The sequence below is a fragment of the Fluoribacter gormanii genome (genome assembly GCF_900156395.1).
GTDB lineage: Bacteria > Pseudomonadota > Gammaproteobacteria > Legionellales > Legionellaceae > Legionella > Legionella gormanii.
The window spans coordinates 1-19,400 of record NZ_FTNL01000029.1 but is presented as its reverse complement, the minus strand read 5'-3'; the positions used below and the strand labels follow the sequence as shown (position 1 = coordinate 19,400).

Sequence of the window (19,400 nt, the reverse complement as noted above, 5' to 3'; positions counted from 1 at the left end):
TCTACAATAAGACTTTAACCAAAAATAAAAGTAAACATGTATAAACCATTAGCCCTTTTTATGGGGTTACGCTATACGCGTTCCAGAAAAAAGAATCATTTTGTCTCTTTTATTTCACTCAGCTCGATGCTAGGTATTGGCATCGGTGTGATGGTTCTTATTACGGTCTTATCGGTAATGAATGGGTTTGACCAGCAAATACATAACCGATTTTTCGGGATGGCTCCTGAAATTACAGTTTCTGGACCCAATGAACGACTCAGTGATTGGCCTGATGTAGCTAAAAAAATTCAAACGATTCCCGAAATTAAAGCACTTGCACCCTATGTTGGCGGGCAAGGATTAATGGTTCATGAAGGACAGGTTTATCCTATTGTTTTAACAGGAGTCTTGCCTGAAAAAGAAGAAAAAATGAGTCACTTACAAGACAAATTGCTTGCTGGGAGTCTTAGTAATTTAAAAGATTTTGGCATTATCCTGGGGAGAGGGCTTGCAGACAGTATGGGAACGATGATTGGAGATAAAGTTACCGTCATGATTCCACAAGCAACAGTGACTCCTGCAGGAATGATCCCTCGATTTAAACGATTCACTGTAGTCGGGGTTTTTTCTGCGGGAAGCGGGTTTAATTTTGATACCAAATTGGCATTTATCAATATGGGAGATGCCCAAAAGTTATTGCAAATGGGCGATGAGGTAACCGGTATCAAAATGAAAATAGATAACGTTTATCAAGCACCCGAATTGACTTCTCGATTATCTCATTTGTTAGGTGAAGAATATCAGGTAGGTAATTGGACACAGCAATACGGTGCATTTTTCCAAGCAGTTAAAATGGAAAAAACGATGATGTTTCTGATTTTATTGCTGATTATCGCAGTAGCTGCATTTAATCTGGTATCCTCTTTGGTGATGGTTGTTAATGACAAGCAAGCAGAAATCGCAATTCTAAGAACTATTGGCGCAACTCCTTCTACCATACTATGGACATTTATTGTTCAAGGGATGATGGTAGGAATTGTCGGTACACTTTTTGGTTTGATTGGCGGATTACTATTAGCAAACAATGCGACCACAATTGTGAATCATCTTCAGACCTGGTTTCATTTTAAAGTCTTGTCCTCCAGTATTTATTTTGTGGACTATTTGCCTTCTAAAATTCTGTTTAGCGATCTATGGAAAGTTTGTGTTATGGCATTATTAATGAGCTTTTTTGCAACAATTTATCCTGCCTGGCGGGCCTCAAAAACGGTGATTGCGGAGGCTTTGCATTATGAGTGATGTTATTTTAAGTGCTAATAAATTATCTAAGTCATATAGTGACGGTGCCTCTAAAGTACACGTATTACGCGGGATCGATCTATCCATAGGCAAGGGTGAGCGCTTGGCAATTATTGGTCCTTCAGGTTCTGGGAAAAGCACTTTATTGCATTTATTGGGTGGATTGGATAAACCCACAAGCGGAGATGTATGGATAAAGGACACAAATTGGCAAAAGATAAATGAAAAACAACGTTGTAAATTACGTAATCAAGGTTTGGGATTTATCTATCAGTTTCATCATTTGTTACCAGAATTTACCGCGCTTGAAAACGTTTCCATGCCGCTATTGTTAGCAAACGTTTCAGTGAAGGATGCAGAGGCTGAAGCGAGTAAAATGCTGGATGATGTAGGACTGAAAGAAAGGAAAACACATAAGCCCGCACAGCTTTCCGGAGGAGAGCGGCAACGAGTTGCAATAGCTCGAGCCTTGGTGCATCAACCCTATTGCGTTTTAGCTGATGAGCCTACAGGAAATCTGGATCAGACAACTGCAACGAAAGTATTTGATTTAATGCTGGAGTTAAATAGAAAGATGAATACCGCTTTGGTTATCGTAACTCATGATCAGCAATTAGCAAGACAAATGGATAGAGTTTTAGTACTGGGAGAAGGCATGTTGTCAGAGGGTTAAATGGTGTAGATTCTTCCCCAGACTATATAAGGATTATAAACAAACAGAGGGGTTAACAAGGATGTTTAAAAAAATAGCAGGAAATGAGAGTAAATCTGTAGATCTAATTCACAACAATACCCAAGGTGGTACCTCAGTTAAAAATTTTCTTGAAGGAGCGAGAAAAGACGCCAAGAAATATGAGCTGATTGATACTGGAGTCCCGTCAAATCCCTATCAATTTTTACCTCCCCTAAGCAGACACAAAAATTCAAAAGCTCAGGTTCCGCCGTTTATTGTTCATGGTTTGCAAATTGCCGATGACGAAGTATTTGAGGCGCAGTCTGTTTGTCCTTAAAGCAAGAGTGTAATAAATGCTAATCATCGTTAAAAAATCGTAAGTGAAGCGAAGAATAATTGGGGGGCGATAATGATAAACCCAGGTTCCGTTTTGCTGAACTTAGGTTGCAATCGAATCAAAGACAAATAAATAACTGAAATGTAGTCTGGATGAAGTCGCAAGGCAGAACCCGAGTTTTTTAGCACTAATCTTCTGATTCTGTTTTTCCTTCATCCAGGCTACATAGTTCATTATTCTTAATAATTTGCATGTCCTGGGGTACGTGGGAAAGGAATGACATCACGGACGTTTCCTAAACCGGTGACATAGCTTACCAAACGCTCGAAGCCTAAACCAAATCCGGCATGTGGTACGGTACCGTAACGGCGTAAGTCCCTATACCATTGATAACTCTCTTTGCTTAGATTGCACTCTTCAATACGTCTATCCAGAATATCCAGACGCTCTTCGCGTTGACTGCCACCGATGATCTCACCGATTCCAGGGGCTAAAACATCCATCGCTGCCACGGTTTTTTCATCATCATTGAGGCGCATGTAAAAACCTTTAATTTCTTGGGGATAATTAGTCAGGATGACCGGTTTTTTACAATGAATTTCTGCCAGATAGCGTTCATGTTCTGATTGTAAATCCAAACCCCAACTGACTGGAAATTCAAATTGTTGACCGCATTGTTCCAAAATTTTAATGGCATCGGTATAGGTCATGATTTCAAAATCTGAATCAGCAATATGTTCTAACCGTTCAATACATCCTGGAGCAACAAATTGATTGAAAAATTCCATATCATCAGAACGCTCGTCCAGGACTGCTTTACATAAATAGCGCAACATACTTTGACTTAAATTACAAATATCTTGCAAAGTAGCGAAAGCGATTTCAGGTTCAATCATCCAGAATTCAGCGAGGTGGCGACTGGTATTTGAGTTTTCAGCACGGAAAGTCGGCCCAAAAGTGTACACTTTTGACATGGCCATACAATAGGCTTCCAGGTTTAGTTGCCCTGAAACAGTAAGAAAAGTCTCTTTACCAAAAAAATCCTTGCTAAAGTCAATTTGGCCGAATTCATTTTTAGGCACATTTAATAGATCTAAAGTCGATACACGAAACATTTCACCCGCTCCCTCACAATCACTAGAGGTGATAATAGGAGTATGTATCCAAAAAAAGCCTTGTTCGTGGAAAAAACGATGGATAGCTTGTGATAAACAATGACGGATTCGTGTAACGGCGCTAATTGTATTTGTACGTGGACGTAAATGAGCTACTTCGCGTAGAAACTCCAGTGTATGGCGTTTTGCCTGAATAGGATAAGTATCTGGATTTTCTACCCAACCTACGACTTTAATATAGTCAGCTTGAATTTCAAAGGCTTGGCCTTTTCCTTGTGAGGCAACCAATTTTCCTGAGGCAATCAAAGAACAGCCTGCATTAAGTTTAGTGACTTCTTCATGATAATTGTCTAAACCATCGGTGGCGACAATTTGAATTGGAGCAAAACAGGAACCATCATGCAGGCTTATAAAAGACAATCCTGTTTTGGAATCACGTCGGGTCTTTACCCAACCCCTAACGGTAACGTGTTCATCAATGCTGATTTCACCATCCAAACATTGTTTTATGGTAAAAACTTGGGTCATTTTTTACTCCTCACTCTGTGTATACTTTGCATGGCCATAAGGTACTTTTTAAATTCTATCAGTGTGCGTATGCTGATTGAGATAAAGCGTAGTTGTAACGTTACATCAAGCATTTTTTATTGAAGAATTAGTCGGGGTGAGCGAGCCTGGATGTGCCAAAAATCGCAATTGCAACCCCATGAAGTATAGATACCTGTAACTAAAAATGAGATGATACACTGGGGTTATTCGCATTTCTACTGTCTTGGTGTTAAAACGCATTGATTTTCTCATTCCAGTGCGATATTCCTATAGCAAAACGTTAACTTATGGATTAAGAAAAATGAACGTGTTTCAATATAATTATTGAGGAACCATTATGTTGCGAAAAGTATTCTGCATCTCATTGTTTTTGTGTTCCCATGCAGTTGCAGCAAATGATACGGTATTAAAATTATATAGACCATATGGCGATGTATCAGAGCAGGTAGTCCCTCAAGTAAAAAGCAAGATTTTTGGCGAATGCTATTCTCAATCTCAATTAATCGTTCGCGAAGATGCTTGGCGTTGTATTGCTGGTGGTAAAACCTATGATCCTTGCTTTGTTAAAGCCGGCCCCAATAGGACTGAAGCTTTATGTCCTCGCTCTCCCTGGATTGGAGAAAGTGTGCTGATTAAGGTTAAAGATCCTTTGAATAATCAACAAAATAAAACATTGGATATGTCTCGCACATATCCTTGGGGAATCGAATTAACCAATGGCGAGCAGTGTCATGCGATTAAGTCAGACACGATTTACGACCAAATGCCAGTGCGGTATAAATGCAGCAACAAAAACTACCTGGTTGGCCATTTACAGCGATGTAAAACGGTATGGAGTATGCTTGAGAAAACACCTCAAGGTGTTGTGACCGTAGAATTAAAAAAAGCGTGGTTTTAAAAAAAATTGTGTGGACTGTAGCCTGGATAGCGAAGCGGAACGTGGAATTATGATCAGGAGTGAGATCTTCTGACCACTCACAATCCCAAGTTCCGATGCGTCGCGCCGAGGATAAATTACTGTACCTCTGGGACTGCTTTTTGGAATGGTTCCAGGGCTAAGCAATGAGCATTGATTTCATTAATAAGAGGATAGTTATCCATCGCAAAATGAAAACGGTGTGCATTGTAGACTTGAGGTATAAGACAGAGATCGGCCAATGTAACTGTATCACCAAAACAAAAGGGTTGGCTCCGTTTAATATGTGATAACTTCGCTTCAAGCGCATCAAATCCAGCTTTAAGCCAATGGTGATACCATTCTGTAACTTGTGTTTCACTGGCTTGAAACTGCTCTTTTAGTCGATTTAATACTCTTAAATTATTTAGAGGGTGCATATCACATGCTACGATTAGGGCAAGAGATCGTACTGTAGCCTTATCCCAGGGATTTTGAGGCAATAATGCAGGCTTTGGGTACGTCTCATCCAGATAGTCGATGATAGCAAGTGATTGACTAATAGCCTGTCCATTGATTTCCAAACTGGGAACTAATTCTTGAGGATTTACCGCTTTGTACTCTGCACTATGCTGCTCTCCGCCATGATTCACTAAATGAATGTTTACTTGTTCATAAGGGATATTTTTTAGGTTCAGAGCAATACGAACTCGATAACATGCTGTGGAGCGAAAATAATCATAAAGTCTCATTGCTTATACCTTTTTGACAACTTGATCAATGGCACCAAACAAGCTTGTGCCTTGTTTGTCCTGCATTTCGATTCGAATTCTATCCCCAAAACGCATAAAGGGCGTTTTTGCTTGCCCCTGTTCTATGATTTCCAGCATTCGTTTTTCGGCAATACAAGAAGAACCCTTGCCGCGATCGAGATTAGAAACAGTGCCTGAACCAATAATAGTCCCAGCACTCAGTACTCTGGTTTTTGCTGCATGCTGAATCAGCTCTGGAAAAGAAAACGTCATGTCAATTCCTGCATTGGGTTGACCGAACAATTGTCCGTTCAGATGACTCAATAAAGGCAGATGCACACGTTGACCATCCCAATCAGTACCTAATTCATCGGGAGTAATTGCTACCGGAGAAAAACTGCTGGAAGGTTTGGAATGGAAAAACCCAAAACCCTTGGCCAATTCATCCGGAATTAAATTACGTAACGAAACGTCATTGACGAGCATTAACAATTTAATATGTTGTCCTGCATTTATATGGTTTATCCCCATGGGAACATCATCGGTAATTACTGCAACTTCTGCTTCGAAGTCGATGCCAAAAGCCTCATCTGCAACTAAAATGGGATCGCGAGGCCCCAGGAATGAATCGGAACCTCCTTGATACATCAATGGATCAGTCCAGAAATTCTCTGGCAATACGGCTCCTCGGGCTTTGCGTACAAGTTCGACATGGTTTACATAAGCACTGCCATCGGCCCATTGATAAGCACGTGGCAAGGGAGACGTGCATTGTTGCGGATCAAACTCGAAGGTGTTTTCCAAATGACCTTCATTAAGTTGTTGCGAGACATTTTGTAACTTTTCTTTTACTGCATCCCAATGATCTAGAGCATACTGTAAGTTGGGCGCAATTTGGGGGACACGTATTGCAAGAGTCAATGCTTGGTTGACCACACATAACTCTCCATCTCGGGATGATGCTGATTTTAAACTGGCAAGTTTCATAAGCTCCTCATTAGTAGTTGTGCCTGAATGCAGCGAAATATATGTGAATTTTGAAAATCCCAGGGTTACGTTTTGCGCCATTTCCATTGAGTTAAGAACTTTGTCATTCTCGCGCAGTCGGGAATCCATCTCTGAATTGGATTTTGGTGTTCAATTAGGATTGGATCCTTGTCTGCGCGGGGATGACAAAATCACGAATGGCCATGGTGTGTTCCTAGGCTATATTCTTTACACTGATGTTTCCTTCAAGGTTCCACGTCGGATTTGATCGCGTTCAATGGCTTCGAATAACGCTTGAAAATTACCTTCACCAAATCCCTGATTGCCTTTGCGTTGAATGATTTCAAAAAATACTGGACCAAAGATATTTTCAGTGAAGATTTGCAGTAATAAACCATGTTTCGGATCGTGCTCACCATCAATCAGGATTTGTTCTTCTTGAAGTTGTTTGAGTGGTTCTTGATGCCAGGGGAGACGATCGTGCAACATTTCATAATAGGTATCTGGAACATCAAGGAATTTAACGCCTTGTTTTCTTAATGTATGCACTGAATGATATATATTCTCACTGGTTAATGCGATATGTTGGATGCCTTCGCCTTGGTATTCGTGAAGAAACTCTTCAATTTGTGACAAATCATCTTTAGATTCATTTAAAGGGATTTTAATTTTTCCACAAGGACTACCTAAGGCGCGACTTAATAAGCCAGTCATTTTCCCTTTGATATTAAAATAACGAATTTCCTGGAAATTAAAAATGGATTCGTAGAACTGAGCCCATTTATCCATATTGCCTCGGAATACATTATGGGTTAAATGATCGATCATCACTAAACCATTACCGGCCACATTTATATTAGGTAGGTGTTCCCACTGGCCGCTAAAGGGTTCATGTTGATCATCAACAAAGTAAATAACACTCCCGCCTATTGCTTGGATACCAAGTAAACCATGATGTGCGTGTGCACAATCTTCAAAAGCAATTGCTCCGTGTTTCAGCGCATGTTCGAAAGCTGCTTCAGCATTTTTTACTTTAAATCCCATGGCACAGGCACCAGGTCCATGAGTGTTGCTGTGTGTTTCAGCTTGGCAATTTGTTGCAGCATTGACGATAAATTGAATCTCACCTTGTTGAAATAAGGTGATGTCCTGGTTTTTATGGTGTGCCGTAGCTTGGAAACCCATATCAGTGAATTGTTGATGCAGGCGTTTTTTATCTGGACCTGAAAATTCGAGGAAAGCAAAACCATCTAATCCACAAGGGTTGTTGTTTGTTTGCATTGTCTATTACTCCTTTAAAAGTATTTGGTACTTAAATCCTTTCCTCAAGAGAGGGAAAAACATGACACGGGTAGCCTGGGCTGCCCCAGGAACTTTGAAAACCTGGATTTCGCTGCACTTCACCCAGGCTAGGTTATGTCTTTAAGATGGCTGTACTAAAAATAATCCATCAGCTATAGGCAACAAACTAATAAATACGCGCTGATCATTTTTAATCAACTCATTAAGTTTTCTGATTTCTCTGGTTTGTCCACCCTTTTCATTTTCATCGATAACCTTACCATCCCAGAATATATTATCAATAGCAATTAATCCCTGAGGTTGGATCAGTTTTAATGCCAGTTCATAATAATTCACGTAATTGGTTTTGTCGGCGTCTATAAAAATGAAATCGAACTTTTGCTCCCAACCTTCAGCGATTAAGTCATGTAAGGTATCTAATGCTCTGCCAAGTCGTAATTCAATTTTATGATCTTGTTTCGCTTCCTTCCAGAAAGGATGTGCCTTGCTTGTCCATTCTGTACTGATGTCACAGGTAATCAGTTTACCGTCATCAGGGAGCATTAAGGACATGGCCAAAGCACTATAACCAGTAAATGTTCCTAACTCCAAAACATTTTTTGCGCGGATTAAGCGTAAAAGCAATTGCATAAACTGTGCTTGTTCCGGTGCAACCTGCATGTTTGCCAGTTCCATGGTGGATGTCACTTTGCGTAGACCGGTTAGAGAAGGGTGTTCACGCAAAGATTTATCCAGCATGTATTCATAAAGCTCAGAAGTTAGACTTAAATGTTTCATATTATTTTTTCTTTTAAGATAATTTCTCTTTTGCCAAATTATCTGCAATTTCGCTAGTAGGCAAATTTTCCTTAACAGACAGAGCGAAAATTTCGGTTAAATGGGTGTAAATCGCATCAATCTGTTGGTTAATTTTTTCTTCAGGAGTATGAAGATATTTAGATGCAGCAAAAATTAATCCGCCCGCATTAATGACATAGTCTACTGCAAATAAAATGCCTTTATCATGCAATTTCTTTCCGTGGTAGGTGTGAGCTAACTGATTATTTGCTGCACCTGCGATAATAGTAGTTTGCAGTTGAGAAATAGTGATGTCATTAATAATCGCACCTAATGCACAAGGAGCAAAAACATCACATGGCACTTTGTGAATTTGATCGGTACTAACTGCTTTAGCGCCCAACTCGGTCACAGCACGATCGACTGCTGCAGCTGAGACATCCGCAACGGTTAGTGTCGCTCCTAATTCATATAAATGTCTGGCAAGTAAAAATCCAACATGTCCTAGGCCCTGGATGGCTACATGGATTCCGTTCAGGCTTTCTTTACCGAGTTTAAACGCGACAGCGGCTTGAATGCCTCGTAGAATACCTCGAGCAGTAGAAGGGGATGGATCGCCATCATATTTAGATAAGCTGGCTACATAAGGGGTATGTTCTGCAATGATGTCCATATCTGGTAATTCGGTACCACTATCAAGAGCAGTAATGTAGCGGCCATTTAATTCATTAACGAATCGACCAAATTGGTGCATGTACTGAGCACGATCAAATGAACCTTTGGGTTTTATAATGACGGATTTACCGCCTCCTAAAGGCAAGTTCACTGATGCTGCTTTGAAGCTCATTCCTCGGGCAAGACGCATTGCATCTTGAATCGCAGCATGGGTACTCGGATATTCAATAAAACGGCAACCACCTAAAGCTGGGCCTAATTTGGTATTGTGAATGGCGATTATTGCTTTCATTCCTGTTATGGGATCCACTTTAAAATGTAAGTCACCAAAGCCATGAGAGAGCGCGTAATCGAGGAAATCATCTTCGGCCATTATTGGGTTAGTATTTGATATATTGTCCACAGAAATCATTTTTTGATGCTCCTCTTCAAATATTTTTGCAGAAGTTATATTCCTATTTTTTGATTAAATCAATGGTACAGTTAATAATTTGGTGTCTTTAGGTATGCTGGTATACACTTATTTGATTATTCATCAGATTGGAGAGTGTTATGCGCCAAGTATTTGTCAGAATGCTGACTTTAATGCTAGTTACACCGTTCGCCTTTGCTGAAGAGATTATACCGCCACCCATTCCACGGCCTCAATTGGTTCTTGATAAAATTGATTTTCAACTTTCAGCAAAGCAGTGGGTTACAACTCAAACTGCTTTATTAGGCGTCAACATCAATGTGACTTTAACCAGTGCTGATTTAGTGAAGGCGCGAGCTGATATTATGGAGCGATTGAATAAAATCGCAAAAGGGGAGTGGCATTTGACTGCATTCGATAGGTCACAAGATAGCTCTGGTCTTGAAAAGCTGTATGTGCAAGCACAAGCACGAGTAAACCAAGGCGCATTAACTGATATTTATAAAAATGCCAAAGATGTGAGTTTACCCGGGGCAAAATATGAGATAGCCAGTGTTGATTTTAAGCCAAGTTTTGATGAAACACAGGCTGTTTTAAGTCAAATTCGACAACGGTTATATCAACAAGTCAATGATGAACTTGCTCGTATTAATAAGGCATATCCTGGGCAAAATTACAGTGTCAGTAATTTAGATTTTGTTGACGGAAATAATCCGGTTCAACCAAGGCCTTATCAAGCAAAGACGATGAATACGATGATGGTAGGAGAGTCTGCTGCCTCAGCTCCTGCGTTAACGGTCAGTAATGAGTTGATATTAACTGCCATTGTTGAGGTTGCTTCAAATCGAAAGCAATAGATATAGTATAGAAATTGTAGTATTAAAGAAAAAAGTGAAGTCCAGGGGAATTGTCGCAATGAGTGATGCGTAGCGGCATAGCCATTAAGTTAAAGATTTTTGTGTCACGCCTCACTAAGATTATCTTTATAAAAAGGGGAATTAATTTGTTGGTTGTTGAAAAAATTATTGGGCATCGAGGGGCTTCGGCTTATGCTCCTGAGAATACCTTGGCTTCATTCGACAAAGCGTTGACTTTAGGATGTCGTTTCATTGAGTTTGATGTAATGTGCAGCGCTGATGGCGAGCCTTTTGTAATTCATGACGACAATTTAAAAAGAACTACAAATGGACGTGGTGATGTGGGCTTGGTTGAAGCCAGTTATTTGCAGTCTCTGGATGCGGGCTCCTGGTTTTCACGGCAATTTAAAGGCGAGCATATTCCTCATTTTAAAGAAGTCTTGAAATGGTTGTCTTTTTCAGGCGTACAGGCAAATGTAGAAATCAAGCCGTATCCAGGTGCAGAAGAACAAACAGCAGTAGCGGTGATGAGTCACATTCAGCGTTATTGGCCACAAGGAAAAGATTTACCTTTAGTTTCCAGTTTTTCCTGGGAGGCTTTAGTGTTATGTCGAAGTATTGCACCAGAAATGCCCTTGGGGTTGCTACTGCACGCATGGGATGATCAATGGCTGCAAAAAGCAAAGCAATTGGACTGTTTTTCAATTCATTTTAATCGCAGAGTGTTAACAGAGGAGCGTGTAAAAGCAATTAAAGCTGCGGGTTATATTCTATGTGCTTATACAGTGAATCGCAGGCGTTTGGCTAATAAATTATTTGGCTGGGGGGTTGATGCAGTTTTTAGTGATTATCCTGACTTACTAGCATGAAAAAAATATTTCTTTCTTTATTCATTATTTTTTCTAGCTTCTCTGTCCGGGCAAAACCGATTGAGTTGGTATTTTGGCATGGAATGGCGGGGCATTTGGGGGATGAGGTTAGATTACTTGCAGATGATTTTAATCAAAGTCAAAGTGAATACTTTATTAAACCCGTTTATAAGGGAAATTATGTAGAGACTTTGACGAGTTTTGCTGCTGCATTTAGAGCACATCATCCACCTGCAATTGTACAGATTTTTGAAGTTGGCACGGCCATAATGGAGTCACCTAAAGGGGTAATCAAACCGGTAGACGAGCTGATGCAAGAACAAGGAATGAGTTTGCCCAAAGAGGACTTTATTCCATCCGTCCGCGAGTTTTATAGTCAAGATGGCCAATTGATGGCGTTGCCTTTTAACCTCTCCGTTGCAACTTTGTATTACAATCTGGATATTCTTGCCAAAGTAGGTTATTCGCAGGCTAATTTTCCGCGCACTTGGGCTGATATGGAAGTGCTGGCAAAAAAGCTAAAAAAAGCCGGTTATGATTGTACTTATACAACAGCGTATCCAGGTTGGGTGCTTTTTGAATCTTTTTTGGCAATTCATGGACTACCGTTAACCCAGGGTAATCCTGTACGTGCCGTTTATGCGACACCACAATTAGTCAGTCATTTCGAGCGTTTGAAGCGTTGGCATTCACTGCATTATTTTAAATATGCCGGTAGAGTCGATGATGCCACCATTTTATTTACCAGTGGCGTTTGTCCATTATTTAGTCAGTCTTCTGGGGCTTATAACAGTTTATCCGCTTTGGTACCCTTTCATCTAGGGATAGCCAGTATGCCTTTGGATACTGCAGTGAGTCAGGTACGACATGCTAATGTGGCTGGTGGTGCTGCATTATGGGCCGTAGCCGGACAATCGAAGGCGCATTATAAAGGGATAGCTCAATTTTTTGCATTTATTGCAAAGCCTGAAACACAAAAGCGATGGCATGGGCATACAGGCTATCTTCCAATAGGTTTACAAGGGATCTATGCTGATATTTTGCAAAGCAGCAGCCATCCTGCCTTATTAATGGCAAGTACTGATTTATCCGGTGAGTTACACGAAAAACCGTTACAACGTTTTGGGCCACAAAATCAGATTCGTGGCATCAATGACGAGGTTTTAGAGGCGATGTTTGCCGGTCTTTTGAATCCAAAGGAGGCGTTGCAGGAATCTCAGATTCGAACTGATCATGTCTTGTTGCGTTTTGGGAGAAATACTAGAGGACACTAATAATAAGGAATTAATGAGTCCTAGTCATTTATATAGAGATCTTGAATTTTTGTGGGGTGAGTAGAGCGGGTTTTAGTCAATGAATATAAAAAAACCTCCGCCGAGGCGGAGGTTTAAACTAAGTAAAAGAACATTTAATCCTTAATTTATAGAGTCATCTCTTGTTTTACTCCAAGTTTGTCTTCCAACTGCTCTTTCGTTTCTTGCATTTTTTTCAGTGAAGATGTTCCTTCCTGGATCAATTTTTCAAGTTTTGTTTCCTCAACTTTTAGTTCTTTTATCTCCTGTTCTATTTTATTGACAGCTTCTTGTCCCGTTTCGCTTTGTTCTAATCCCAGTATTGGTCTCATCAGAGATTCTCTTACCCACTGAAGATAGAAAAATGGATTTCTAGCAAATTCCGGTGGAAGAGCTTGTCCTATTTTTCTTCCTGGGATAAGTGATAATTCACCTTCAGCCTTAGCTAACTCCACGAACTTTTCTTTTATTTTTCCTTTTGTTTCCAGGCTCTTCTTAGTATCATCTAATCGTTCCTGGGCTAACTTCAAGTCATCCTGCAGTTTTTTGATATCGTGGGGTAATGGCTTATATTGTTGAAACAGTCTGGCAGTTTGATAGCCTCTTACTACACTTTGTATGCGAATAATGGCCTGTTCTTCTGCTTGTGCCTGTTTTTCTCTGTTCAACATAACTTCTCTTGTTTTTGCTGCTGAATCTTTAGGATGAATTATTTCCTCAACAGTAAGAATTAGACCTTTGCCTTCATATCGTTGATCAATGTATTGTTGCGCACGAGCCTCAACATCTTTATTCCTTACACAACGACCAGTTGCCTGAGGTCCTGAGAGAATTCCGTTAATCACATTGATATCTGATTCAATTACCGGCGAATTAGTATTTATAATTTGCACATTCAAGATATCTCTGATACTTACTCCTGTTGCAATGACCTGATCGGCTACAATATGCGTCCTTAGTCCTACTTCAATTTGAGCAAGTTGATCACCAATTGTAGATGGATCCGTACCCATATCGATTGCAGTGGCGTAACTCTCTGTTGCTTTTAATGCCTTTAAGTCAACTGGAGCTGCCTTGGTCACAATATCAGATATAGGTTGCGACGCCTTGATGTTAGCTACCATTGCTTCTGCTCTATCCAAGATCAATTTGACTATGGCATCCTTTTGTTCAGCAGGCAATTTAGAAATGGGGGCTCCCAGCTTTTCCAGCGCTTTATCTAATTTTACTCTGTTTTTTTCTTCACACTCTTTGAGTTTTGATAAAAACAGGTCATGTATTTCGTCATTTTTTATCTTATATTTCGAAATATGCTGATCCCACTCTTTCAAATATTCTTCCAGCTTATGAGTTCTGTCTTTTTCAGCAAGATCGGTAGGCTTTTCATTAAAGACAAGTGCAAGAGCATAGCTATTAATTGTTCTTTGAATATCTTTTTGTTGTTCCTTATCGATATCCTTTTTCAAATCTACTGCGCGGACAGGGACGTCTTTTTCTATTGTTTCCCTATCAATTGCACTATTAAATTTCTTAGCCAATTGCAGTTTTGCTTTGATTTCAGAATCTCTTCTATATTCAGCGACTTGAGCTTGGTATTGTTCAATGGTGGCTACATCCCCATTAGCAATGTTTTGATAGATTGCAGCTAATTTGTCACGAGTTGCTTTGTCATCAGAAAAACCCATATTGCGTTGACAACGGATACGGTTCAATTCTAAAGCTTGCTCAATGGCCTGTTGTTCAGCCACACTATCTTCAATCCCTGTATCTGCTTTCTTGATTTCTTCTTTTAATTCAACAGGATCAGTATAACCATTCATCCCTTCTTCGAGGTAATAATCGTCAAAGTAATGGGCTACAGCTTGTGTAACTAAATCTTTCTCTACTAAATAAGCTACTTCTGGTTGAATTGGACGAATTGTTCCTAGCTCAATTGCAGCTCCAAGGCTTAAATCATCTAAAGGTTCTCCTGGGAAAAGATCATACAATTTGGACGTTGGCGTAGCGGTTAATGCCAGGATCGAGTTGCGATCTTTTAATCCCTTCAAAATTTGAGCATCTTCATCATTAAATGTATGGCGATGGCTTTCATCAATTAAGACCATGGAATCTTTTATTTCATCGGCAATATACTTGAACAACGGGTGCTCAGCTTGTAAAACGATTTGATCAAAATGATCTTCAGAAGTATCTGCAATCACTGATGCAAAATATTTTTTGATTTCTTGAATATCCAATTCAGCCAATTTATCCCAATCTTCAACGTCAACATTTCGTTTAATGGTTTCTAAAGTGAAAACGCTTGGAGTATGCTTGTTACCATTGACAACACCAGCACCCAGCATCTTTTGTGTTTCAAGCGATTGTTGATCAACTAATGTCTTATCGGGAACAATCATGACGGTGCGTCCAACAGCTTGGGCAATACCCGCCATAACAATACTTTTACCTGAACCAGTTCCCATTACTGCAAGCCGTTGCTCTTTTCCTTCTTTCAGACTGTTGTAAAATTTTGCTAATATTTCAGTTTGATAAGCATGAGGAATAAATGATTTGGTTTCTACGGATAACCCTTGCTTGGTTACCGCACGAAGATCACCTTCTTTGTCATAGATTAATTTAACAGTAGCTGCTTGAGACGGGTCAAAAAATAATTTTCCTCTGCTAACTTCTGCGTTCAACTTACTGGTAATATTCACAGTATATTCTTGTTTATCCTCTTTTAACCCGTCATAGGTCATATCAACAGTATAAACAGCGCCACCAATAGTAATTGCAGCTTCAAGATGTAACTTGTGATCTTCCTTTTCAACCCATTGACTTTTTGCCTCTCCTGGTTTGCCTGCCTTTGCTAAAATCGCTTTCACGACATTTCCAATTTTAGGATCTTTCTTTGAGTTCTCTAAATCAATAGAATCTTTCGCTGAGCCAACAGTAACTACTGCTCCACCGGTAACTACTTCTTTTAGTAAGTGAACAGCTGCAACGGTATCGGTGTAATCTTTAAGATCGTCAATTTGTTTTTCAACAATTTTACTTTCTGCGCCCATATGATTTTCCCCTTAAGAATACTTTTCTAACATTAAAGTTTAAGTTAGGTCATTGTGAGTCTTATTTGATAATGTGGGTCACAATTTACCTAATAGGTGGGATTATACAAAAAAAACATTAAGTGACTATTAAGTGATTTTGTTGAAAATAAATTAATCATTTAAGGGTATAATTAAAAATATCGGTGATGGTAAAGAAAAGATGATTTTGTGTTTTTATTATTTATCGTATTTTAAAATTATTTTCTTTGTTAATATTTGTGGCGAGATGGCTCATTTTTTGATAAAAATAAAATTTTATTGGTTTCTATTTTTGAAAAAAAAGATAAGATGACACAGGATATTGAGGCGAGGGCGGCAAATGGCATATCTAAAATTCAATCAAAGTGGGATAAAGAATAAAATTAATTCTCGCTTGCTCAATTTAGGCCTGGAACCTGATGAGCGAATGATGCAAACCCTTGAAGAAAATCCTCAATATATTAATCGCCTCACTTCTTTATTCAGCGTATTAAAGAAATATAATTTTGTACTGAATGACCTGCTGCATAAGGCCATTGCAAGTAATGTTGCCCAAGCTGGTGCTGTGGTCGATTTATTAGAATTTATGCACGAAGAAGGGATCGATCCCGCATTTATTTCCCTGGAACGTTTATTGATGAGTGCAAAATCAGAAACAACTCTGAAACAAGGGATGCAAATACTTAAAACTAATAATTCACTTGATTCAGCGAGCATGAATCTTATGTTTGCTTATCCTGAGGAATCTTTATTAATTGCTGATTTAATCGTTAATTTTCAAAAACACGCTTATTCAACTGAGAAAATAATAGACAAGCTCCATCAATTTTCTGTCGAAAAGATGAGTACAGTTATCGAGCTCCTTACGATGCTCTTAAGTAAAAATCTCTATTATTATGAATGTTTCGATATTTTTTTAAGACAACAAAAAGATATCGATAAAATTTATGAGGGGGCAAAAAAACTTGTTGCCAAAGATAAATTGGCACCAAGCTATTTCGATGTGCTTGAAAAAGATCCAACGAATGCCAATATCCTTGCTAATACTATTTTGTTATTAAATCACGCTGCATTAATTGATTATCGGAAAACAGAAGATGTATTGATAGCAAGCAAATTGGGAGTAGGTGCGTTTCATTTTTTGACCCACTTACAACACGCAGATATGTTAGATGCTGAAAATTATAAAATGGTTTGTCGCTATAATAGTCCTATTTTAAACCATCCTGAAGTGATTAAATTGTTTAATAGTCTTCCCTTGTTTGAAGAATTTGATAGAGAAGAATTAGAAAAAATGTTGTCTTTAATTACTAAAGAAACAAGTGAAGATGCTTGTTTAGATGAATTCATTGAAGTGATTGAAAAACATCAATTTAGTAGCAAGCAACATCCCTAAGTAATGAAATTTTTTGCTTAGCACCATCATTTTGTGTTATATTTTGTCCTTAGAGAACAATTTAAGGACAGTTATGGCTGATGTTACTAATTGCCAAGAAACCGGGGCAGCTGAGAATAATAATGCTCAAAACAATAAGACTCAAAATAATAGCACTCAAATGATAATGAGCGTGTTAACCAATGATGCAAAAGCCGCAGCACCGATCACGGATTTTGTTAGCCGTCTAAGAAAGTTAAATTTGGGAACTGATCAGCGCATGCTTAGGCTTATTTCTGACCATCCTAATTATGGTAACCGACTAATTTCTTTATTTAAGGCGATGAAAGACGCCCAAGTTTCAATGACTAGCGATCTTGAATGCATTATTTCCAAAAACATTACCAGTGTCGGTGGAGCTGTCAATTTGTTTGGATTGATACAAGAATTGGATATTGATCCCCTGGCGCTTTCCTTGGATCATATATTTACTGCTGCACGATTTGATGCAAACGTAACCGCAAGTGCACGAGAATTACATCAACTAGGTGTGCTTGATTTGGACACTTTTGAATTGTTGCTTACTTATCCAGGGCAATCTCTTGACATTGCTCGATTGATCATTAATCTTCAAGAACATGCCTACAATGCTGCAAGTCTAATAGAGAAACTGCGTGATAGTTCGATTTCAGCAAATCATATGGGTATTACGCTGGATCTGCTTAATTTAATGCTAGAAAATGATAGCTATTATTCACATGCAATTAATATTCTTGTAAGACAAGAACAATATATCAATAAAATTTATGAAGGGGCTAAAAAACTTGTAGCAGAACATTACCCGTTGTATAACTATTTTGAGTTGGTTGAGGAAAACCCTCAAAATGCTAATATTTTTGCGAAAAATATTTTGTTATTAAATAATGCATCACTTATCAATCCTGATAGCACAAGTGATTTATTAATGGTAAGCAAGTTAGGTGTTGGAGCCTTTCATTTCATGAAACATTTGCAACTAGCAGGTATGTTAAATGCTAGTAGTATTCAAAAAGTCTGTCAGCCCAATAGTATATTGAACCAAAAAGAAGTTATTGAAGAATTAAGTAATCTTCCTTTGATAACGAAATTTGAACGCGAAGAATTGGAACGGATGTTAGAATTAGTGGGTAAAGCCGCAATTTCCTGGACAGATATTCAACTCTTCAATGAAATCATAGAGGAACATCTTATTCCATCTGCCCCTATGCCGCCTGCAGGACTAGCGTTATAAATGAGTAAGCAGTTTAGCATTTTGCTTTACTCACCCAAATCAAAATTGAATTTAACACGACACAACGTACTTCTTGTTTGAGGTACGTTTAAAAAGTGTGTGCCAATTCTATTCTCGAATTTTTTAACTTATGTTGACGACTTATTGGCTAGGTTGATAAGTCATTAAATTTTTCTTTTACTGAAGTTTTGGCAGAGCATTTAGTTGCAACTGGATTGCTTGCTGCCGAGCGGCTTCATCTTGCTTTTCTTTTATGGCAATCGAATCATTTATGGCATTAATCTCATGTTCTTGCTGGATAACTTCAGCACTATCTATAGATGTATTAGCATCTACGGGCACGTCTGGATAAGCTACTTGTGGCGGATTATATCCTGGGGCATAAGTATAATTGATTGGTTGATTTGTTGTTCCAACTATATAGGCTGTTGGAGCGCAACCTATGAGAGTAAACATCATTCCTAAGAGACTAACAGTACAGATTACCTTGATCATAAGACATCGCCTTTAAAGCATGAGGTGCATTAGCTTTACACCTAGACTGTATAATTATAGATCAATTAATTGATTATTTGTAACTCCCCACGTCATCCCGAACCCGAGCGCAGCGAGGGTGAGGGATCTCCTGTCAGGTGGAACAGTTTTTAAAGAATCGATTGATACAAATCATTCCACTCTGGGTTCAATGCATTAATCAAATCATGCTTCTTTTTTCGTGACCAACCCTTGATTTGTTTTTCTCGTTCAATGGCTACAATGATACTCCCACAAGCTTCATAGTATACCAATCGATCCACGTTGTATTTTTTGGTGAATCCAGCAACTAGCTTATTTTTGTGCTCATAGACACGACGAATCAAATCATTGGTAACGCCAGTATATAAAACATTATTGTGTTTGTTAGCCAGAAG

General features: G+C 38.9%; 18 protein-coding genes. 9 read left to right on the top strand and 9 right to left on the bottom strand.

Going from position 1 to position 19,400, the window contains the following annotated elements; translation table 11 throughout:
* Positions 1–36: 36 nt before the first annotated feature.
* The 3 genes from BW930_RS14980 (at position 37) to BW930_RS14970 (ending at position 2,291) form a co-directional block, all read left to right on the top strand.
* The gene (locus BW930_RS14980; RefSeq protein ID WP_058466947.1) at positions 37–1,281 is read left to right on the top strand and encodes a lipoprotein-releasing ABC transporter permease subunit; all 1,245 of its coding nucleotides are present in this window, start codon (positions 37–39) and stop codon (positions 1,279–1,281) included.
* Entirely contained in the window at positions 1,274–1,954 is a 681-nt protein-coding gene (lolD, locus tag BW930_RS14975) for a lipoprotein-releasing ABC transporter ATP-binding protein LolD (RefSeq protein WP_058466946.1), read from the top strand. Before BW930_RS14980 ends, lolD begins: the two co-directional genes overlap by 8 nt.
* A gap of 61 nt (positions 1,955–2,015) precedes the next feature.
* Positions 2,016–2,291: a hypothetical protein gene (locus BW930_RS14970; RefSeq protein ID WP_058466945.1), complete on the top strand. Its 276-nt coding sequence runs from the start codon at positions 2,016–2,018 to the stop codon at positions 2,289–2,291.
* A 239-nt stretch (positions 2,292–2,530) separates the two neighbouring features.
* On the opposite strand, the gene asnS is transcribed toward BW930_RS14970, so the two are convergent.
* Positions 2,531–3,934 (bottom strand): asparagine--tRNA ligase, encoded by a 1,404-nt coding sequence (gene asnS, locus BW930_RS14965; RefSeq protein WP_058466944.1) that lies wholly within the window; start codon positions 3,932–3,934, stop codon positions 2,531–2,533.
* A 358-nt stretch (positions 3,935–4,292) separates the two neighbouring features.
* Between asnS and BW930_RS14960 the strand changes: the two genes are divergently transcribed.
* On the top strand, positions 4,293–4,853 hold the full coding sequence (locus tag BW930_RS14960) for a hypothetical protein (RefSeq protein WP_058466943.1): 561 nt from the start codon (positions 4,293–4,295) through the stop codon (positions 4,851–4,853).
* Positions 4,854–4,969: 116 nt separating this feature from the next.
* Here BW930_RS14960 and maiA read toward each other — a convergent pair whose 3' ends face one another.
* The 5 genes from maiA to BW930_RS14935 form a co-directional block, all read right to left on the bottom strand.
* Positions 4,970–5,602 (bottom strand): maleylacetoacetate isomerase, encoded by a 633-nt coding sequence (gene maiA / locus BW930_RS14955; RefSeq protein ID WP_058466942.1) that lies wholly within the window; start codon positions 5,600–5,602, stop codon positions 4,970–4,972.
* 3 nt (positions 5,603–5,605) lie between these two features.
* Complete coding sequence (locus tag BW930_RS14950) at positions 5,606–6,589, bottom strand: fumarylacetoacetate hydrolase family protein (RefSeq protein WP_058466966.1); 984 nt, start codon at positions 6,587–6,589, stop codon at positions 5,606–5,608.
* A 228-nt stretch (positions 6,590–6,817) separates the two neighbouring features.
* Positions 6,818–7,870 carry a 4-hydroxyphenylpyruvate dioxygenase gene (gene hppD, locus BW930_RS14945; RefSeq protein ID WP_058466941.1) on the bottom strand — a complete coding sequence of 351 codons (1,053 nt, stop codon included), beginning with the start codon at positions 7,868–7,870 and terminating at the stop codon, positions 6,818–6,820.
* A 141-nt stretch (positions 7,871–8,011) separates the two neighbouring features.
* A complete protein-coding gene (locus BW930_RS14940) occupies positions 8,012–8,668 on the bottom strand; it encodes a class I SAM-dependent methyltransferase (RefSeq protein WP_058466940.1) in 657 nt (218 codons plus the stop codon).
* Between the two features lie 13 nt (positions 8,669–8,681).
* A complete protein-coding gene (locus BW930_RS14935) occupies positions 8,682–9,755 on the bottom strand; it encodes a Leu/Phe/Val dehydrogenase (protein ID WP_058466939.1) in 1,074 nt (357 codons plus the stop codon).
* A 140-nt stretch (positions 9,756–9,895) separates the two neighbouring features.
* On the opposite strand from BW930_RS14935, the gene BW930_RS14930 reads away from it, so the two are divergent.
* From BW930_RS14930 to BW930_RS14920, 3 genes are all read left to right on the top strand, one after another.
* The gene (locus tag BW930_RS14930) at positions 9,896–10,612 is read left to right on the top strand and encodes a hypothetical protein (protein ID WP_058466938.1); all 717 of its coding nucleotides are present in this window, start codon (positions 9,896–9,898) and stop codon (positions 10,610–10,612) included.
* Between the two features lie 149 nt (positions 10,613–10,761).
* Positions 10,762–11,481 (top strand): glycerophosphodiester phosphodiesterase, encoded by a 720-nt coding sequence (gene ugpQ, locus BW930_RS14925; RefSeq protein ID WP_115266256.1) that lies wholly within the window; start codon positions 10,762–10,764, stop codon positions 11,479–11,481.
* Positions 11,478–12,755, top strand: coding sequence for an extracellular solute-binding protein (locus BW930_RS14920; RefSeq protein ID WP_058466937.1), 1,278 nt, complete (start codon positions 11,478–11,480; stop codon positions 12,753–12,755). Before ugpQ ends, BW930_RS14920 begins: the two co-directional genes overlap by 4 nt.
* A 146-nt stretch (positions 12,756–12,901) precedes the next feature.
* Here the strand turns inward: BW930_RS14920 and BW930_RS14915 are convergent, their stop codons facing one another.
* Complete coding sequence (locus BW930_RS14915; RefSeq protein WP_058466936.1) at positions 12,902–15,823, bottom strand: DEAD/DEAH box helicase family protein; 2,922 nt, start codon at positions 15,821–15,823, stop codon at positions 12,902–12,904.
* Positions 15,824–16,184: 361 nt separating this feature from the next.
* Here BW930_RS14915 and BW930_RS14910 point away from each other — a divergent pair, with 361 nt between their 5' ends.
* Positions 16,185–17,240, top strand: a complete 1,056-nt coding sequence (locus tag BW930_RS14910; protein WP_058466935.1) for a hypothetical protein — start codon at positions 16,185–16,187, stop codon at positions 17,238–17,240.
* 73 nt (positions 17,241–17,313) lie between these two features.
* Positions 17,314–18,489 (top strand): hypothetical protein, encoded by a 1,176-nt coding sequence (locus BW930_RS14905; RefSeq protein ID WP_058466934.1) that lies wholly within the window; start codon positions 17,314–17,316, stop codon positions 18,487–18,489.
* Between the two features lie 177 nt (positions 18,490–18,666).
* On the opposite strand, the gene BW930_RS14900 is transcribed toward BW930_RS14905, so the two are convergent.
* Both BW930_RS14900 and BW930_RS14895 read right to left on the bottom strand, forming a co-directional pair.
* Positions 18,667–18,984, bottom strand: coding sequence for a hypothetical protein (locus tag BW930_RS14900; RefSeq protein WP_058466933.1), 318 nt, complete (start codon positions 18,982–18,984; stop codon positions 18,667–18,669).
* A 149-nt stretch (positions 18,985–19,133) separates the two neighbouring features.
* On the bottom strand, positions 19,134–19,400 hold a 267-nt coding region (locus BW930_RS14895), incomplete at its 5' end, for a GIY-YIG nuclease family protein (RefSeq protein ID WP_217697075.1).

Coding starts and splice junctions, on each gene's coding strand:
- BW930_RS14980 (WP_058466947.1), top strand. CDS start 37: ATGTATAAACCATTAGCCCTTTTTATGGGGTTACGCTATACGCGTTCC.
- lolD (WP_058466946.1), top strand. CDS start 1,274: ATGAGTGATGTTATTTTAAGTGCTAATAAATTATCTAAGTCATATAGT.
- BW930_RS14970 (WP_058466945.1), top strand. CDS start 2,016: ATGTTTAAAAAAATAGCAGGAAATGAGAGTAAATCTGTAGATCTAATT.
- asnS (WP_058466944.1), bottom strand. CDS start 3,934: ATGACCCAAGTTTTTACCATAAAACAATGTTTGGATGGTGAAATCAGC.
- BW930_RS14960 (WP_058466943.1), top strand. CDS start 4,293: ATGTTGCGAAAAGTATTCTGCATCTCATTGTTTTTGTGTTCCCATGCA.
- maiA (WP_058466942.1), bottom strand. CDS start 5,602: ATGAGACTTTATGATTATTTTCGCTCCACAGCATGTTATCGAGTTCGT.
- BW930_RS14950 (WP_058466966.1), bottom strand. CDS start 6,589: ATGAAACTTGCCAGTTTAAAATCAGCATCATCCCGAGATGGAGAGTTA.
- hppD (WP_058466941.1), bottom strand. CDS start 7,870: ATGCAAACAAACAACAACCCTTGTGGATTAGATGGTTTTGCTTTCCTC.
- BW930_RS14940 (WP_058466940.1), bottom strand. CDS start 8,668: ATGAAACATTTAAGTCTAACTTCTGAGCTTTATGAATACATGCTGGAT.
- BW930_RS14935 (WP_058466939.1), bottom strand. CDS start 9,755: ATGATTTCTGTGGACAATATATCAAATACTAACCCAATAATGGCCGAA.
- BW930_RS14930 (WP_058466938.1), top strand. CDS start 9,896: ATGCGCCAAGTATTTGTCAGAATGCTGACTTTAATGCTAGTTACACCG.
- BW930_RS14920 (WP_058466937.1), top strand. CDS start 11,478: ATGAAAAAAATATTTCTTTCTTTATTCATTATTTTTTCTAGCTTCTCT.
- BW930_RS14915 (WP_058466936.1), bottom strand. CDS start 15,823: ATGGGCGCAGAAAGTAAAATTGTTGAAAAACAAATTGACGATCTTAAA.
- BW930_RS14910 (WP_058466935.1), top strand. CDS start 16,185: ATGGCATATCTAAAATTCAATCAAAGTGGGATAAAGAATAAAATTAAT.
- BW930_RS14905 (WP_058466934.1), top strand. CDS start 17,314: ATGGCTGATGTTACTAATTGCCAAGAAACCGGGGCAGCTGAGAATAAT.
- BW930_RS14900 (WP_058466933.1), bottom strand. CDS start 18,984: ATGATCAAGGTAATCTGTACTGTTAGTCTCTTAGGAATGATGTTTACT.